The organism is Planctomycetia bacterium (assembly GCA_015200345.1).
In the GTDB taxonomy this organism is placed as follows: Bacteria; Planctomycetota; Phycisphaerae; order UBA1845; family UTPLA1; genus PLA3.
In genome coordinates this window covers 3,672,932-3,689,297 of sequence record CP054187.1, presented here as the reverse complement: position 1 = coordinate 3,689,297, position 16,366 = coordinate 3,672,932, and the positions used below count along the sequence as shown (strand labels likewise).

General features: G+C 62.5%; 15 protein-coding genes. 11 read left to right on the top strand and 4 right to left on the bottom strand.

Translation table 11 applies throughout. The features are described from left to right. Positions 1-35 precede the first annotated feature (35 nt). The 9 genes from HRU71_15035 to HRU71_14995 all read left to right on the top strand — a co-directional run bounded on the left by HRU71_15035 (position 36) and on the right by HRU71_14995 (position 9,122). Complete coding sequence (locus HRU71_15035) at positions 36-956, top strand: DUF4198 domain-containing protein (GenBank protein ID QOJ04721.1); 921 nt, start codon at positions 36-38, stop codon at positions 954-956. Between the two features lie 169 nt (positions 957-1,125). Beyond that, positions 1,126-2,049, top strand: a complete 924-nt coding sequence (locus HRU71_15030) for a class I SAM-dependent methyltransferase (protein QOJ04720.1) — start codon at positions 1,126-1,128, stop codon at positions 2,047-2,049. 230 nt (positions 2,050-2,279) lie between these two features. After that, positions 2,280-2,936, top strand: a complete 657-nt coding sequence (locus HRU71_15025) for an RNA polymerase sigma factor (protein QOJ04719.1) — start codon at positions 2,280-2,282, stop codon at positions 2,934-2,936. Between the two features lie 178 nt (positions 2,937-3,114). Next, positions 3,115-3,900: a hypothetical protein gene (locus tag HRU71_15020; protein ID QOJ04718.1), complete on the top strand. Its 786-nt coding sequence runs from the start codon at positions 3,115-3,117 to the stop codon at positions 3,898-3,900. A gap of 391 nt (positions 3,901-4,291) precedes the next feature. Further along, positions 4,292-4,975, top strand: a complete 684-nt coding sequence (locus HRU71_15015) for a PEP-CTERM sorting domain-containing protein (GenBank protein ID QOJ04717.1) — start codon at positions 4,292-4,294, stop codon at positions 4,973-4,975. 105 nt (positions 4,976-5,080) lie between these two features. Continuing rightward, positions 5,081-6,256, top strand: a complete 1,176-nt coding sequence (locus HRU71_15010) for an HRDC domain-containing protein (protein ID QOJ04716.1) — start codon at positions 5,081-5,083, stop codon at positions 6,254-6,256. A gap of 112 nt (positions 6,257-6,368) precedes the next feature. Then, the gene (locus HRU71_15005; GenBank protein ID QOJ04715.1) at positions 6,369-7,070 is read left to right on the top strand and encodes a PTS sugar transporter subunit IIA; all 702 of its coding nucleotides are present in this window, start codon (positions 6,369-6,371) and stop codon (positions 7,068-7,070) included. A gap of 187 nt (positions 7,071-7,257) precedes the next feature. Further along, positions 7,258-8,253, top strand: coding sequence for a serine/threonine protein kinase (locus HRU71_15000; protein QOJ04714.1), 996 nt, complete (start codon positions 7,258-7,260; stop codon positions 8,251-8,253). After that, positions 8,250-9,122, top strand: a complete 873-nt coding sequence (locus tag HRU71_14995; protein QOJ04713.1) for a hypothetical protein — start codon at positions 8,250-8,252, stop codon at positions 9,120-9,122. The genes HRU71_15000 and HRU71_14995 overlap by 4 nt, the downstream gene beginning before the upstream one ends. A 242-nt stretch (positions 9,123-9,364) precedes the next feature. On the opposite strand, the gene HRU71_14990 is transcribed toward HRU71_14995, so the two are convergent. The 3 genes from HRU71_14990 to aroC all read right to left on the bottom strand — a co-directional run bounded on the left by HRU71_14990 (position 9,365) and on the right by aroC (position 12,561). Continuing rightward, complete coding sequence (locus tag HRU71_14990; protein ID QOJ04712.1) at positions 9,365-9,550, bottom strand: HTH domain-containing protein; 186 nt, start codon at positions 9,548-9,550, stop codon at positions 9,365-9,367. Positions 9,551-9,804: 254 nt separating this feature from the next. Next, the gene (locus HRU71_14985) at positions 9,805-11,346 is read right to left on the bottom strand and encodes a hypothetical protein (protein QOJ04711.1); all 1,542 of its coding nucleotides are present in this window, start codon (positions 11,344-11,346) and stop codon (positions 9,805-9,807) included. A 39-nt stretch (positions 11,347-11,385) separates the two neighbouring features. Beyond that, positions 11,386-12,561 carry a chorismate synthase gene (aroC, locus tag HRU71_14980; protein QOJ04710.1) on the bottom strand — a complete coding sequence of 392 codons (1,176 nt, stop codon included), beginning with the start codon at positions 12,559-12,561 and terminating at the stop codon, positions 11,386-11,388. Between the two features lie 255 nt (positions 12,562-12,816). On the opposite strand from aroC, the gene HRU71_14975 reads away from it, so the two are divergent. Further along, positions 12,817-14,097: an AAA family ATPase gene (locus HRU71_14975; protein ID QOJ05036.1), complete on the top strand. Its 1,281-nt coding sequence runs from the start codon at positions 12,817-12,819 to the stop codon at positions 14,095-14,097. Between the two features lie 54 nt (positions 14,098-14,151). Here HRU71_14975 and alr read toward each other — a convergent pair whose 3' ends face one another. Next, entirely contained in the window at positions 14,152-15,306 is a 1,155-nt protein-coding gene (alr, locus tag HRU71_14970) for an alanine racemase (protein ID QOJ04709.1), read from the bottom strand. 128 nt (positions 15,307-15,434) lie between these two features. Here alr and HRU71_14965 point away from each other — a divergent pair, with 128 nt between their 5' ends. Next, positions 15,435-16,001, top strand: coding sequence for an elongation factor P (locus HRU71_14965; protein QOJ04708.1), 567 nt, complete (start codon positions 15,435-15,437; stop codon positions 15,999-16,001). Positions 16,002-16,366 lie beyond the last annotated feature (365 nt).

Genomic DNA, 16,366 nt, shown 5'->3' with positions numbered 1-16,366 from the left:
TGCGGATGATCCGCGATGGCCGTATGAGGGAACCGATGAATCGTACACTCCATCTTCGACGTGCCGTCTCATGCGCCGCCGCGTCGGCCGCCATGGCCTGGACGCTGGGCGGGCGGGCCTCGGCACATGAGTACTGGATTCAGCCCGCGACGTTTCGACCCGCCGCAGGACAGGAGATTGATATCAACCTGTTCGTTGGCGACGGTCTTCCCGGTGAAGCGCGCCAGCGCGATCCTGACAGACTGATTCGCTTTGACTGGATTCGCGTCAGTGACCACTCCAGTTCGCCGTCAAGTCCCCAGGTGATTTCCGGCAAACAAGGTGACACACCTGCCGGTAAAGTTCGACTGACGTCACCGGGGCTTCACGTCATCGCCTTCCGCAATCGCCCGACAACCATCACGCTTGAGCCGGACAAATTCGAGGCCTATCTCCGCGAAGACGGAATGGAGCACGTCATCGACCTGCGCAATAAACTGGGCGAATCGACCAAACCCGGGCGCGAGGCCTATTCCCGATGTGCCAAGGCGCTCGTAGCGGTGAACGGCGACGGCCGCGGCGCGCAGGACGTCCGAATCGGCCTTCCCCTGGAAATCATTCCGTTGAACAACCCCTATCGGCCATTGGAAACCCGTCACCAGCCAGCCGCGACGACGCAGCCCGCGACAACCAACGCGCCATCACACCCGCCGGTCCCCACGCGACTGACCTTTCAGCTTCTTGAGAATGAAAAACCCGCTGCCGGAGCGCTGATGGCCGCGATCTGGCTGGAAAAAGGCGAGTCGATTCGCCGCACCGCGCGCACCGATTCCGACGGCAAGGCGTCGTTCGAACTTTCCCAGCCCGGCATGTACGTCATCAACGCCGTGCGCATGACGCGCGCCAAAGGCCGCGACGACGTTGAATGGGAGAGCACCTGGTCATCCCTGACGTTTGAATTGCCTCCTCAAAAGTGACCGTTCCGTGCGCGTCCCCCGCTGCGCAGGCCCCTTCGAGCCACCCGGCGACATTATGTCAATGCAGTTGCTCCGAATTCGCCGATAGCAGCAGAAGCCGATGGCCACTGCAACGCGTTCAGTCCGCGCGTCTTCCCCTGCTGCCGCCCTTCCGCCCGATCGGGTCGGGGTGTCCCCATTTGCCTGCGCCGCCTGCGAAGCGTCAATCGCGCCGAACCGCCCGATCCTGCGACGCAGTGCGACGTGCCCGTTCGATCTCTTTCGCTGCCGCGACTGCGGCATGGTGCAGCAGCAACCTCGCTACACCGCTGACGACCTCGCACGGCTCTATGCCGGCGACTACTACGTCTTCGACGAGGACGACGCACTCCGCTCGGCGCGCGCCGCACAGCAGTATGCGTTGCATCTCGCACCAATCGAGCATCACCCATCGCGGCGGCTGCTCGATGTCGGCTGCGCAATGGGCCATTTCTCGGCGCTGGCGCGCGAGCGAGGCTGGCAGGTCGTCGGGCTGGATGTCTCGGCCGATGCCGCGCGCCGCGCCGCGGAGCGCTTCGGAATGGATGTCCTCATCGGCTCGCTTGAAGATCACGCGAACGCGCTCTCCTCCTTCGATGTCGTCTTCCTTGGCGATGTCATCGAGCACGTGCCACGCCCGTTGCACTTTCTCCGCGATGTGCGCCGCGTGCTCGCGCCGAACGGCGTCGTCTGCGTCGACACGCCGAACTGGGGCGGATTCTGGCGGCGCCGGGGAGGGCGACACTGGCTCGGCCTCAATCGCTTTCACATCAACCTCTTCGACGCCGCCAGCCTCGGCAAGCTGCTGACCGCCGCCGGCTTCGGCCGCATCCACACCGGCAGTTACACAAATCTCCAATACACTCGTTGGACCTCCCGGCCGGAAATCGCCGCCCTGATCGCCCGGCTGCCGCGTGCGTTGGCGTGGCGCGTGAATCGGCTGATCGCTCGAAAGTCGCCAAATTCCGGCACAACTCCAACGCCCTCCGCCGGCGCCGCGCTCCGAGCCTTGTCGAATCTCTCCGGGGACAATTTGATCGTCCGCGCCTCCCCAGCAGCCGTCTGGGAGCCATGAGACGCGACGTCAGTCCCGTTGTGTTTTGCTGAATGCCATTTTTTTATTCAAAATCCTGGAACCACCGGATCGGTTCCGGGCTTTTATCCATTGCCTGCTCATGACCGCTCTCGTGGGGCGGCCGGCATCGAAGTAATGACCGGTGAACCGCCCCGTGGCAGGTCTGTCTTCAGGCAGGCATCGCATGGGTTGGTTAACGGCGCGGGCGGCCGTCTGACGAGGCAGTGAGAATGGAGTTGCAACTCCGCTTGACAGGCACAGAGATTCCGCAGGGCCGCGACCTCGCCGCCGGCGATACGCCTTCCTGCGCTAAATCGGTCCACGACGACGCCGAGCTGGTCCGGCGCGCCCAAACCGATCGACAGGCCTTCGCGATGCTCTATCGACGGCACTACGCGGTGATGGCGAGTTACATTCTGCGGCGCGTCGGCGACGTGCACCTGACCGAAGACCTCACGGCCGAAACGTTTCTGGCCGTATTGAAATACCTGCCGCGGTATCGCGATCGCGGATTACCGATTCGGGCGTGGCTGTACCGGATCGCGGCGAACACGGTGAATCGCTGGGTGCGTCGCGAACGAAAGCGAATCGCCCGATCGCTCGCGGAGCTGGAAGCGGCTGAATCGCCGGATCGAGCCGCGGGAGTGCCTGGATCGCGGCACGACAACGGTCGCAGCGACGGCGAACACGCCCGGCTGGCGCTGCTGACGCTGCCTCCGAAGTATCAGGCCGTGCTGACGCTGCACTATCTTGAAGGGTTGAGCCTGGATGACGTCGCGACGGCGTTGGGCTGCCGGCTCGGCACGGTGAAATCGAGATTGTCCCGCGGACGCGACGCACTGCGGGAGCGTTTGACGAAGCAGAACCGCGCTCGGAGCAGACCGTAAGGTGGGCACTGCCCACCCATCAGCGCGGATGGCGAAATGTGCCGGGCGGGACCCGCCCTGCTGAAGGAAATGTGGAGCCATGACAAACGAACAAGACCCCATCCAAAGCGCGCTTGAAAGCTTGAAGAATCGTTCCTGGACCGGTGAGCCATTTGACCCCCAACTCGAGGAGAGACTGATGCAGGAATTCAACACCCAGAATCAACCCCGCCGCACGCCCATGCGTGTGGCAGCCCTGGTCGCCCTGTCGATCGTCCTGGTCGGCGGCGGTGCCTTCGCCGCGACCGGCGGCATCGAGAAGATCCGCAGCTGGGTCTTCTCGGTAAGTATCAACGGCCAGCAGGCCAAGCTGATCGCCAACGACGGCGAGCCGGCGACGATGACCATCCAGGGCGACGACGGCAAGACGACGACCATCTCCGTCCTGAAAGCGTCGGACGCCGCGCAAGGTGACAAGACCCACGTCACCATCAACGCGACCGGCCCCGGGACGGAGGACGAGCAGGTCGTCAAGATGGTCCGCCGCCAGGGTCCGGCTCCCGAGGAAGCCAATGCGTCCTACACGATGGACGACATCGGCGATGCACGGGCCACGCAGACCTGGACCGACAAAGCCGGTCTGACGAACAGCCTTTACGTGGTTCCGTCGGAAGACGGCGAGTGGATTCGCGTCTTCCGCGTGACCACGGACGACAGCGGCTCGACCAGCGTGCAGAAGCTGGCGCAGGTCCCGTCGCTGGAGGGCTTCGAGGGCATCACGCCGCAAGTCTCGACGGATGACCACGGCGTAACGACGCTCGTCTTCGACAACGGCAATGGTGAGAAGCGCGTGCTCAAGACGCGCATGACGACGGTCGCCGACGGCGAGAACCTGGAGAACCCCAACAACATCCGGATTCGCACCGAGGACGGCCGCATTCAGGTTGACGTCGAGGCGAACAGCTCCGACGACGATCAGAACTGATTCGCTCAATCGGGCAAGAGTTTTTCGGCTCGAATCCCCCTCGTTCGACCTGCTCGGCGAGGGGGATTTCTGTTTCCACCGACTGATTGACCAAGACCGGTTTCAACACTCTTTTCTTCCATAGGGAGAGGGCCGCCAGAGCGACTCAAAGATAGCCCTCTGTGCGGAGCGCCACACCCGATCCATGCTTAACTCCTTTATTCCCAGCATGTTATGCGAAATCGCGGCAGTGCGTTGTGGCAAGAGACACAGTCTCGATGCTCATAACCTTTTGCCAATTCAACACTTGATCGCAATCGCGTCCCAAGTTAGAATCAGGCGGACGTTGGAGTGGAAGCAACCGCGCGCGTGCTGCGCGCACGGTGAGTGACCTCGCTTTGGAAAGAGGCGAATGCGGCGGAATTGCTACAAGTTGCTAATAGTGACGGGGTTATCGCTACTCGCGATCGCCGCCGGGCCGGTTCGCGCTGACTTCCAGCAGGTGCTGCCGCCCGCCATCGTTCCGCTGCAACTCACCAATTGGAACCAGTTTATCACGATCCCGAAATTTGATCCCACGCTCGGAACGTTGACACTTGTAACCGTCAAGATCAGCGCCAATTTCGAGGCCAGCATCCTCGTCGAAAACACGGGTCCTAGCCCTTCGAACATCAACGCCGTGGCGACGGTCACGGTCACGCCCAGCCCGAGTCCGCCGGTCGTCTGGAGCCTCGGACCAATGGCGGGAGGGCTGGCCTCGGGCGCTTTCGTCACCGCGAACGACGGCACGCTGGATTTCACCGGCACGGATACAGCAAGCTTCGGCACCAGTGGCACGTTGATGGTCACGCGGAGTTTCAGCAATCCGGGCGACCTCGGCCATTTCACGGCCGGCTTCATCGGGGACAACTGGTCCGTGAACGCCACGGGAACCGGCTTCGTCAGCGTCACCAGCGATTCGGGCAACGTTCACTCTCAAGGCCAGAGCAAAGCCGGCATGCAAGTGGACGTCACCTACCATTACATTCCCGAACCCACCACCCTTGCCTTCCTGACGCTCGGCCTGGGTGTCATGGCGCGACGCCGCCGGCGATAGAACCGGGACTCACCAATAAAATGTAGTATTTTGATCGGACCCCGATTATGCTGCGCGCAGCACCCGCGATGGTGCCGTGGGGCTGGCAAGACGCATGGGCATGGCGTGTCGAATATCCCCTACACCCTGATTACGCGGGACAAAGAACTAAACGATCTCTGCGCGCGTCTCGCGACCTCCGAAGCGTTCGCCTTTGACACGGAGTTCGTCGGCGAAGACCAGTACGAGCCGGAAATCTGCCTTGTCCAAGTCGCCACGGACGACGAGTGCGCGCTGATCGACCCGCAGAGCGGCGTGGATCTCACCGACTTCTGGCAGCTCATCGGCGATGCCGAACTCTGCAAAATCGTCCACGCCGGCTCGGAAGACATCGCCATTTGTCGGAGGCTGGGACGTTGCGATCCGCGCAACGTGTTTGATCTTCAGATCGCCGCCGGCATGGTCGGCCTGGGTTACCCCGCCAGCCTTGCCAAGCTGGCCAAGGCCGTTGTCGGCGTCACCATGCACAAATCACAGACGCTGACCAACTGGCGCAAGCGCCCGCTTACCGCGGAGCAACTGGACTATGCAGCGGTGGACGTGGCCTATCTTCCTCGTATGCATGCGACGATTCGCCAGCGACTGCGGAGCCGAAAGCGGGAGGAATGGGCAGTCGAAGAATCGCAGCGCATGTGCGCCAACGCTGTCCGCATCGTCGAGCCGGACGATCAGCGCCGACGGCTCAAAGGCGCCGGTTCGCTTAGCCGGCGGGAGCTGGCGGTGGTGGATGCCCTGCTCGCCGAGCGTGACGCGATCGCGCGCGAACGCAATCGTCCGCCTCGAACGGTTCTTAAGGATTTCCTCGTCATCGAACTGGCTCGCCGTGGCTGGACCGAGCCGTCCAAGCTGGCGACGCTTCGGGGCATGAGCCTCCCGCAAGCCCTTCTGCGTCGTCTTGGAAGCGCGATCGAACGAGCGCGCAGCGCCCCGCCGGAGAGTCATCCGCCGGCGCTGCCGTCGCGCGAACACTCCGAGGAGGAGGAAATCATCCTCTCGCTCCTCACCGGCATTCTGCGCGATCATTGTCGACAAAACGCCCTCGCCTACAGCCTCCTCGCGACCCGAAACGACCTGAAGGACTACGCCCGCTCGGTGATCAATGGGTCCGGCTCCGATCCGGTGGTCCTGCGTAGCGGGTGGCGGCATCAAGCGGTAGGCAAACTACTGGATGCCGTGCTGTCGGGCCGCTCCGCAGTGCGGATTCGCCAGGAAAACGGCCAATTTCATGTGCACATCGAGTGAATCGCATCATTCGAACCGCCGTTTCCCGCCGAAAAGCACCGATGAAAGAGTAGAATGGATGAACGAGGCGATTCGGGGTCACCCGATCGCCGAACCACGGGAGTTGAATCACGTGCCCCGTTCCATCATGACGGTACAGCAGGTTGCCCAGGCGTTGCACGTCTCAACCCGTGAAGTCGTGCGCATGGCCGAACAGCGCATCCTGCCCGGTCTTCGCGTCAAGGACCGGTGGGAGTTCCGCGCCGGCGAAATCTGGAACTGGATTGAAAAGAACATCGAATCGCTTCCAAAGCGGCGTGAGCGCGATCCGCATCCCGCCGTGCCTTCGGATCTGTTGCTGACCCATGTCTTAACACCCCGCGCGGTGCGGCTGAACACGGCGCCGAAGACCAAATCCGCCCTCTTGCGCGCCTTGGCCGATCTCGCCGCGGAGTGCGACCCGACCATCGACGCCGTGCACCTGGCCAGCGAGCTGGCGCAGCGTGAGCAAGTCTCCTCCACGGCGCTGGAGCGCGGCGTTGCCGTGCCCCATCCCCGCAAGCCGATCTACCTGGAGCAGCCGGTGCTGGCCGCGATGCGCACGTCGAACGGCCTCGCATTCGGCGAGCGCGCCGGCGGGCTGACCGACCTCTTCTTTCTCATCTGTGCCCCGGACCATGTCAGTCACCTGCTCTTCCTGGGCCGGTTGTGCAGGCTTTTTATAGACGATAGTCTTATTAAAGACCTGCGCGCCGCGGAGGACGCGGACGATTTCATCGCCCTGCTCACCTCCGCGGAACATCGTCTCTGCCGGACGGCCGATATCCAGCGCTAGGCACCGATCGTGAGCGCGATTCGTGATCGGGCATACCAGGGGGCAACGCAGATCCCCGCTGCCTCCTCGCGGTTGACCGACCTCTGGGGCGTTCCTAATATGCATTGATTGCGAAACTTGGCTGCATTGAACAAACCGAGCGTGATCGACCCGACGATTCAGACGCATCTCCCCATGAGGAACCCCGGTGGCCGACCTTCTGCCCGGTTACAACGTCGTCACCAAGCTGGGCGACGGCGCGCGCTCGGCGGTGTACGAAGTAATTCACGTCGCCACAGGCAAACTTTATACGCTGAAACGCGTCACGCGCGAAGCGAACGAAGACGACCGATTCCTACAACAGGCGATCAACGAGTTCAACGTTTCGCAGCGGCTGAATCATCCGACCCTGCGCCGCTCGATCGAGCTGTTCAAGACGCGCCGCCTTTTCAAACTCGTGCAGGTGCGGGTGCTGATGGAATTCGTCGACGGGTTAAGCCTGGATCGCCGTCGTCCCGACCGGCTTGACGAGTTGCTCACCTTGTTCATCCAAATCGCCGAAGGCCTCGGCGCCATGCATCAGGCAGGATTTCTGCACACGGACATCAAGCCGACCAACGTCATTGTCGCCGCCGACGGCGCCATCAAGATCATCGATTTCGGCCAGAGCTGCCCGATCGGCCATCGCAAGCCGCGCATCCAGGGCACACCCGACTACATCGCTCCTGAACAGGTCGAGCGGCGTTCGCTCTCCCAGCAGACCGATGTGTTCAATCTCGGCGCGACCCTGTATTGGGCTTTGACCGGCCAGACGTACCCGACGCTGATCACACGACACGGCCGGACCCGAGGCACCGTGGCCAGCTCCGCGAAACCTCCACCCGCCCCGCTCGATCTGGACCCGACCCTGCCGCCGGCGCTCTCCCGGCTGGTCATGGCCTGCTGCGCCTACGACCGGGAGGTTCGACCGCGCGACATGGCGGAGGTGCGGGGAAGGCTTTCGGCGCTGCTCCCGGTCGCGCAGCGCCTGGCCGATCAGGCGTCTCGGCAAAAATCCGAACCGGCAGCCGTGCCAGACGTAAGCACACCGACTACCGCATTACCGCCGACGAGCGACGACTCCCTTGACTACTCCGCGATTTCGGAAATCATCAATCCTCATCATTCGCCCGAGCGTCGCAGCGGTCCGGAGACCCCATCGTGAGCATGTTCGCCCCCCAAATCGACGCTCCCTCCGCCATCGACGCCTTCCTTCAGGCCGCGGCTCTGAATCGCGACGACCCGTTTCGCCAGGGCGGCATCATCGTCCTCCCGGGGTACGGCCAGTGCGTGATGACGGGCGACCTGCACGGTAATCGCAAGAACTTCGACAAGCTCACGCACTACGCGATGCTGGACCGCGCCAGCGCGCGGCACGTCATCCTGCATGAACTGGTGCACGCGGAGTTAAACACGCGCGAACTGGATCGTTCGCACGAACTGGCCCTCGCCGCGGCGCGATACAAATGCCAGTTCCCGGAACAGGTGCATTTTCTCCAGTCCAATCACGAGCTGGCGCAGCTCACCGGCTACCCCATCGCGAAGAACGGCCGCTTGGTGATCGATGAATTCAATCGATCCGTGGCCGCAGCCTATGGAGAATCCCGCGCCGCAGACGTGCTGTCGGCGCTGAATGAGTTTATCGCATCGTTTCCATTGGCTGTGCGAACAGAGAACCGCGTCTGGATGACGCACTCGCTGCCCAACGCGCACGACATGGCCGAATTTGATTATTCAATCTTTGAGCGCGCGCCCACGCGGGAAGCACTCGCCTCCGATCGAAGCATCTTCAATCTCGTCTGGGGGCGGCGACACTCGCGCGAGCAATTGGACGCCATGGCGGCCAGGCTCCAGGTCGACGTATTCATGACGGGCCATCAACCGCAGGAGATGGGCTACGTGCTGCTGTTCGACCGGCTGATCATCCTCGCCAGCGAACACAACCACGGCAGCTTTCTGCCGTTCGACCTGTCGAGACCACTCTCGGCGGACGACCTGATTCGCAACATTCGAAAGTTTGTTGCAATCCTCTGACGGCACGGCAGATGCACAACGGCCTTGCTCGTCGGCACATGCATCCCGGGCATGCTACGAGCCACGAACCACGAACCTGCCACGGCGGGACGGTTCCGGTTCAATCTCGACGCCTCGCCCAGACGACCATGGCTGCGTACCAACTACATGCAACTGGCGATCAGCTTATCGAGGGACTTCCGCAAGCTGTCGACAAACATCTGCTTGCACTTGGCGGTCGACTGGCGGATGTAATACCCGCCCTAGCACAATTCGACCTTGATGCCGAATTCCTTCAGACTCACGAAATCGCGGTAGATCGTCCGTCGCGAGGCCTTTCCTTTCGCCATCAGTTGCGACATGGGCGTACCCGTTTTCGGCTGAAGATGACGACAAAGCGTCATCAAACGACGGAGCTGCGATTTCTCGACCGAAAAGATATCTGCCATAAATCACTCCTTTGTCGTCCGTGTCACGCTCGGCGAACCGGACGATTCGCGCATTATTGCTACAGTCTCGGGCGCTAGCAATTAAAACTGCCGAAATTCACGAAAATGCGCTCATCGAAGCAAAAAATCATTGTCCGTCGAATTACTCCCCCCGGAACTTTGTCTCGTAACCATATTTGCCTGCGAAACTTACGTCCGTGAGGCCCGAGGCAATCTACCCCGGAATCGCCCGGGTTCAGACTGCCAAACACGGGTCACGGAACCCGATCTGTGCCCCGTTGGAGCCACTCGCGTACTCGGGTTTCATCCATGCCGCGCAGCCGCTCCAGCAGCAACTGGATCCACGGCCCCAAATCGTACCGCTTCGACTGGCCCTTCAACACTTCAAACGGCACCCCTCCCACCGCAACCGTCAGGATTGCGTTGCCCCCCCGGCCGTGCGTCCCCAACACCTGCAATTGGTTGTCCTGAACCAGCAGCCGGACGCCGAACTGTCGATACTCGATCGATTCCGGGAGCATGTCCTGCGGCAGCATCGAAGGCCATGTAAAGTCCAAAGCCGACTGCGCCAAAGACAGCACAAGTGCCCGATCGATCGTTCCGGCTACCCCCTCGAGCGGAACGATGGACACCACAATGTCCGCCGACTGGATCGAATTCTCGACCACATCGAGGTTGTTGATGCGAATCGAAAGTTTGCCGGTCGCGCGGCCTCGGCCCCAGGGTTTCAGGCATTGCTCGACGGACAAATCGGTTGCCCAACCGTTGACACGCAGACGATGGACGCTTCCCATCGAGAGATCGACGTCATCCACCGCCAGGGTCGCTTGACCTTCCAGCGGCTCACCGCCCAGCACGCGCCCCAACGGCGCCAGGACAAGATCCCGAATTCTGCCTTCGCCGCGCAGGTCGGTCACGGTCGAATCGGCGATGCGCGCTCCGTAAACGGTCACGCTCAAGGTGCCCGCCAGCGGCCCGAACGGCATTCGCTGGGTCAATTCGGCCAGGTTCGCGTCGCGCAGATCGCCGCGCAGCCAAAGCTCCGGACGATCCGAGACGTTCGCAAACTGCACACTTCCCGCGAAGCGACCGCTATGAACCGGCACCCCCATCACGCCGTCCAGGCCGATGATCGAAAGTGGAACTTCTGGCACCGTCAGCAGGACTTCTCGCACCTGGACCCCCCGGCGCGGCGAGAAACGCGAATGAATCTGCACGCCTTGGCTGATGGAATGCCCATTCAGTTCATAGGCGTGCAGGCGGGCGATGCCGTCCTGCGGATCGGACATGTCGATCATGCCGGAAGTCTGGCGACAACGAATCGACACACCGCCGCGCGCGAAAGCGACCTCGAACCGGTCCATCTCCACACGATCCAGCCGCAGGTCTTCAAAGTCGTGGCCCAGGCCGGATTCAAACACCTGGCGATAATCCCCGCGCTCCCACCGGTCGCTTCCGAGCAGCAGGACGCCATCGTGCAGGCGCAAGGTGTGACGCCGATGCGCGCCGCGGCCTTCTTCTTCCCAAACAGCCGCTTTGCAGTGAAAGATGCGATCGCGCCGGTCGGGCAGAAAAATACTTACGTCTTCAAAAACCCGGCTGCTGAAGGTGCTTCCGCGAATCTTGCCCACGTCGCAGGGCATCTCGAAAAACTCGGTGAGATCCGCTTCCACCTCGCGACGGGACGATTCGCTCCCGATCCGCAGGCCGTACGCCGACGTGAAGGATATGGATCCGCCCGTTATCAGAGTCGCCAGGACTGCGAGACCGACTCGGCTTCGTCCGGTCAGGATCATGCGATCATCTCCTGGCTGCCGCGGCCCTGAAGGCGCCCGTTACAACGCGCTCGACAGGCGACGGGCCGCCTGAAGGAAATGGGAAACGGCTGCCCGCACCTCGTCCAGGGTATCACCGGCGAACTTCTCAAGGAAAGCCCTTGCCACCTCGAAGGCAACAACCTGTTCAACAACGACGCTCGCCGCAGGAACCGCGCAGATGTCGCTCCGTTCGTAATCGCTGCGCTCCGCCCCGAGCGTGCGCAGGTTCACGCTGTCCATGCCCTGCAACAGCGTGCTGATCGGCTTCATTGCGGCACGCACCACGATCGGCATGCCGTTGGTCATGCCGCCTTCCAGCCCGCCAGCATGATTCGTACGCCGGGTGAATCCTAAATTGGACGTGTCGCGCTGCATCGCATCGAAGTACAGAGCGTCATGCACGGCGCTACCCGGACGTGAGGCACAGCCGAACCCCATGCCGATCTCCACGCCTTTGATCGCCTGAATCGCACCCACCGCACCCATGAGCCGGCCATCAAGGCGATCCTGCCACTGGGTGCAACTCCCCAGACCCGGGGGCAGCCCGGTGACCAACACTTCAACGATTCCTCCCAGCGTGTCTTTCGCCGCCTTGGCGGCTTTGATGGCATCGATCATGGCCGGCGCGATCGTCGGATCCACGCAGTACACCTCATTCGAATCACGACGTCTACGAATCTCCGCGACCGATCCGACCGCTTCCCCGCCCCCGCCGGACGCCACTTCCACTTCACCGATTCGCGTCACATAGCCGGCTGCTTCGATGCCGAATTCGCGCAACAACAATGCCGCCACCGCGCCGGCCGCCACGCGCGCTGCCGTCTCGCGCGCGCTGGCGCGCTCGAGCGTCGCACGACAATCCGGTGTCAGCCATTTCATCGCGCCGGCGAAATCCGCATGACCAGGCCGGGGCCGGTTGATCTCCGGCGCCTCGTCAATCCGCCAGTCCTTGTTCGCGATTTGAAGCGCGATCGGTGAACCAATCGTGACACCCCTGCGCACACCCGATAGCACCGTGACACGATCCTGCTCAATCTTCATCCTTCCGCCGCGACCATAGCCGCCCTGCCGTCGGCGCAGCGCATCGTTGATCGCGTCTTCATCCAGTTTGAGGCCCGCCGGGACGCCCTCCACCATGGCAATCAGCGCCGGACCGTGCGATTCCCCCGCGGTGCGATAATCAAGTCGCGTCATAGACCGGGATTATACACGTGCCGACGCATCGCACCGGCACCGCCATTACAGGACGCCGACCCCGTCGATCCATCGCCCATCAAGCCCCGCTTTCTCCCCGCCGAACTAGACCTTCGGACGCGCGACCGCGCCGTTTGATTCGTACCTTTACCTTCGTAGGTCGATGAGACAGGAGAAGGCCCCATGAGCGTCGCCGCACCGGCCAAACCCGAACTTTCACCGGAGCAAAGTGCTCCCAGCGCCGCTTCCACCCCGCTGCCCAAATCCACCTCCGGCTTTGTTCCCAAGCCGCCGAAGGACTTCCGAGAGGCCGGACTGGATACCGCCGTCGTCGAATCGCTCATCCTCAAGTACCTGGCGGGCGTCGGATCCGCGGTCGGCAGCCAGATCGCCGAGGAACTTTGCCTGCCAACCGCGCCGGTCATCGAATACCTCGCCGGGCTGAAGCAGCAGCAGATCGTCGTCTACACGGGCACGGCTCACCTCGATGATTTCTGTTACACCCTGACCGACGCGGGCAAGGACCGCGCCCGGCGATTCATGCTCGAGTCGCTCTACGTCGGCCCGGCGCCCGTCCCGATCGAGGCCTACATCGCCGGCGTCACGGCGCAAACGATCACCACGGTTACGCCCCAGGCGGCCGATCTGCAACGCGCCTTCAATGACCTCCTTGTGTCACCCGAAATGTTTCAGGTGCTCGGTCCGGCCATCAACTCCGGCCGCGGCATGTTCCTCTACGGCTACCCCGGCAACGGCAAGACGAGCATTGCCGAGCGCATCACGCGCTGCTTCGGCGACGAGATTTACATCCCGCGATGCCTGATCGTGGACGGGTTGATCATCAAGTTGTTCGACCCGGCCGCGCACGAGCAGGTCTCGGTGCGCAAGAACACGATCTACAAGCACGAAATGCTTGACGAACGCTGGGTGCGGATCAAGCGGCCGACCATCGTGGTCGGTGGCGAGCTGACGATGGATGCGCTGGAGGTGCAGTTCAACAGCACGAACAAAACGTGCGAAGCCCCGGTGCAGCTCAAGAGCAATTGCGGCACCCTGGTCATCGACGACTTCGGCCGCCAGCGAATGAAGCCGATCGAGCTGCTCAATCGCTGGATCGTTCCCCTGGAAAAGCGGTATGACTTCCTGGCGCTGCCCAACGGCAAGAAGCTGCGCGTGCCGTTCGATCAATTAATTGTCTTCTCCACGAACCTGGAGCCGAAGGATCTTTGCGACGACGCGTTCCTGCGGCGCATTCCGTACAAGATCAACGTCCCGGACCCGACGGAGGAACAGTTCCGCAAGTTGTTCGATTTCGTCGCGCCGAAAATGGGATTCGACCTGAACAAGGACTTCTACGCCGCACTCGATTACCTCGTCGCCACGCACTACAAGGCCAAGGGCCGGCCGTTTCGCTGCTGCCAGCCGCGCGATCTGCTCCTCCAGGTACGCAACCGCTGCCTGTACCTCGGCGAGCCGCTGAACGTGACGCCGGACCTGTACGACTATGCGGCAAGCGTCTACTTCACGATCATGTGATGGACCAGGCCCAGCCCCCGGCGCAGCAACGTATGCAACACGCCGGCGCGCGGGTCAGGTTTGCTGCGAACTCGTTCGCTCCACCCGCTGCCCCAGCAGGCACGTCACCTCATACGGGATCGTACCCAGCGCCGTCGCGATCGCCTGCACCGAGTTCGGCGCGGCGGGGTCGTCGCTGATGATCGTCACTTCCGTACCGGGTGTGAGCGCGCTCGCTCCACTCGCCACGTCCGTCAGATCCACCGCCATCTGGTCCATGCTTACCCGCCCCACCACCGGCGCGGCCGCGCCGCGGATCGTCACCATCGCCCGGTTCGACAGACACCTTAGAAATCCGTCAAAATACCCCATCGGGACGATGCCCAGCTTGGTCGGCCGCTTCGTCACAAACGTCCGACCGTAGCCGACGCAGTGACCGACCGGCAGCTCCTTCACCGCCGTCAGGTGCGACACCAGCCGCAGGCACGGTCGCAGTTCGATGCGCTCGCGCAGGTGCAGCGCCGGCCAGTAGCCGTACAGCGCCAGACCGGGCCGCACCATGTCGTAGTGGGCTTCGGGCAGCGTGATCGTCGCGGCTGAATTCGCTAAATGTCTAATAACGCCCGGCGGCAGAAAATCGCCAACGCGCAAAAGCGCCTCGACGAAGACCGCTTGTTGATGCTGCACCAGATCGCGCTGCGACGGGTCGAAATCGGCCGTGGCAAAATGCGAATAAATGCCCACCAACCGCAACAACCGACACCCCCGCACACGCTGAATCAGCGGAAGCAGACCATCGGGCATGACGCCCATCCGCCCCATGCCGCTATCAACCTTGACGTGTGCGCCGATGACCGCGCCGCCGCCCCATTCCCCCACGACGCGCACCGTGTCCTCGTCCGTGATCGTGATCGTCAACCCATGCTCTACAATCGCCGCCAGCCGCTCACCTCGCTCGGCCCCATCCACCGTCGCCAACACGTTGCCCAGCAACAGAATCGGCCGCGACCACCCGGTCCTGCGCAGTTCGACCGCCTCCGGCACCGTAGCCACCGCCGCCATGTCGGCCCCGGCCTCGTGCAACACCGGCGCGACGATCCGCATGCCGTGGCCATACGCATCGGCCTTCAGCGCCGCGCAGAGTTTCGCCCCTGGCGAAGCCGCACGCAGCTCGCGATAATTATGTCGCAACGCGTCGGGATTGATCTGTGCGATGAGGTCGCTGCGCATGGACGTCGTCCGTGACGTTCGCATGGTAACGTCGGCCCGGTGCCTTCGCAACGCTCGCCCATTTCGCACGCGCAGATCCAACACTACGATGAACCGGCGCGCACGACACACTTTCTTGGAGGCTGCCCATGGCCAACATCCCTCTCCGGCGCGGCATGTGGATTCGCCACGAAAACCACGTTTACGTCGTCGTCGATTTCAACGAACGTCACACCGGTAAGCAGCGGCCCACGGTGCATGTCAGCCTCGCCGATGTGCGTGACGGCCGCCCGGTCGATCGCACGCTGGACGACCTGCTGCCGATCACCGAGGTCGAGCACGCGTACCGTCCGATGCAATTCCTCTACGCGTCAGGAGACGACATGGTGTTCATGGACAGCGAGACCTTCGAAGAATACACGCTTAGCCGTCCGCAGCTCGGCGGGCGCGAGGCGTTTCTATCAGAGGGCAGCGAGTATCGCGTCACGTTCCTGGAAGGCAAACCAATGCGCGTCGAGATGGACGATATCGTGGTGCTGAAAGTGGCCAACACCGCCCCGCCGGGCCACAGCGTCGGCAGCGCCGCGAACATCACCAAGGAGGCAACGCTCGAGAACGGTTTGGAAATCCGCGTGCCCCTGTTCATCAAGACCGGCGACGCGATCAAGGTGGACACGCGCGACAAGTCCTACGCCGGCAAAGACCACGGAAGCTGACAGGTGAGTTCCGGCGATTCACTGCGTGTCCGGCTCCGGCACCTGCGCCAGCTTCAACTGGAGGTCGGGCGGCTGTTTCGCCGCGAGTTCGGGCGTTATCAGCCCTACAGATTATAGATCCACGATACGAGCAATATCGATGGGTCGTCCGGATTGCAGTTTCATTTCGACCAGAGCGAGTTGATCAACGACCCGATATCCCGACTTGAGCCGCATAAATCGTGCGGGGTCCGGCGCTGGATATGCATGATGCGCACGAATGTGCTCTCCAGCCATTAGGAGATGAACACCGCGATTTGGTTTGGGGTCATCCTGATCAACAAACACCGTGGCCTCAACACCTCTGCTGGTATCAGCGCGAACCT

Coding starts and splice junctions, on each gene's coding strand:
- HRU71_15035 (QOJ04721.1), top strand. CDS start 36: ATGAATCGTACACTCCATCTTCGACGTGCCGTCTCATGCGCCGCCGCG.
- HRU71_15025 (QOJ04719.1), top strand. CDS start 2,280: ATGGAGTTGCAACTCCGCTTGACAGGCACAGAGATTCCGCAGGGCCGC.
- HRU71_15020 (QOJ04718.1), top strand. CDS start 3,115: ATGCAGGAATTCAACACCCAGAATCAACCCCGCCGCACGCCCATGCGT.
- HRU71_15015 (QOJ04717.1), top strand. CDS start 4,292: ATGCGGCGGAATTGCTACAAGTTGCTAATAGTGACGGGGTTATCGCTA.
- HRU71_14990 (QOJ04712.1), bottom strand. CDS start 9,550: ATGGCAGATATCTTTTCGGTCGAGAAATCGCAGCTCCGTCGTTTGATG.
- HRU71_14985 (QOJ04711.1), bottom strand. CDS start 11,346: ATGATCCTGACCGGACGAAGCCGAGTCGGTCTCGCAGTCCTGGCGACT.
- aroC (QOJ04710.1), bottom strand. CDS start 12,561: ATGACGCGACTTGATTATCGCACCGCGGGGGAATCGCACGGTCCGGCG.
- alr (QOJ04709.1), bottom strand. CDS start 15,306: ATGCGCAGCGACCTCATCGCACAGATCAATCCCGACGCGTTGCGACAT.
- HRU71_14965 (QOJ04708.1), top strand. CDS start 15,435: ATGGCCAACATCCCTCTCCGGCGCGGCATGTGGATTCGCCACGAAAAC.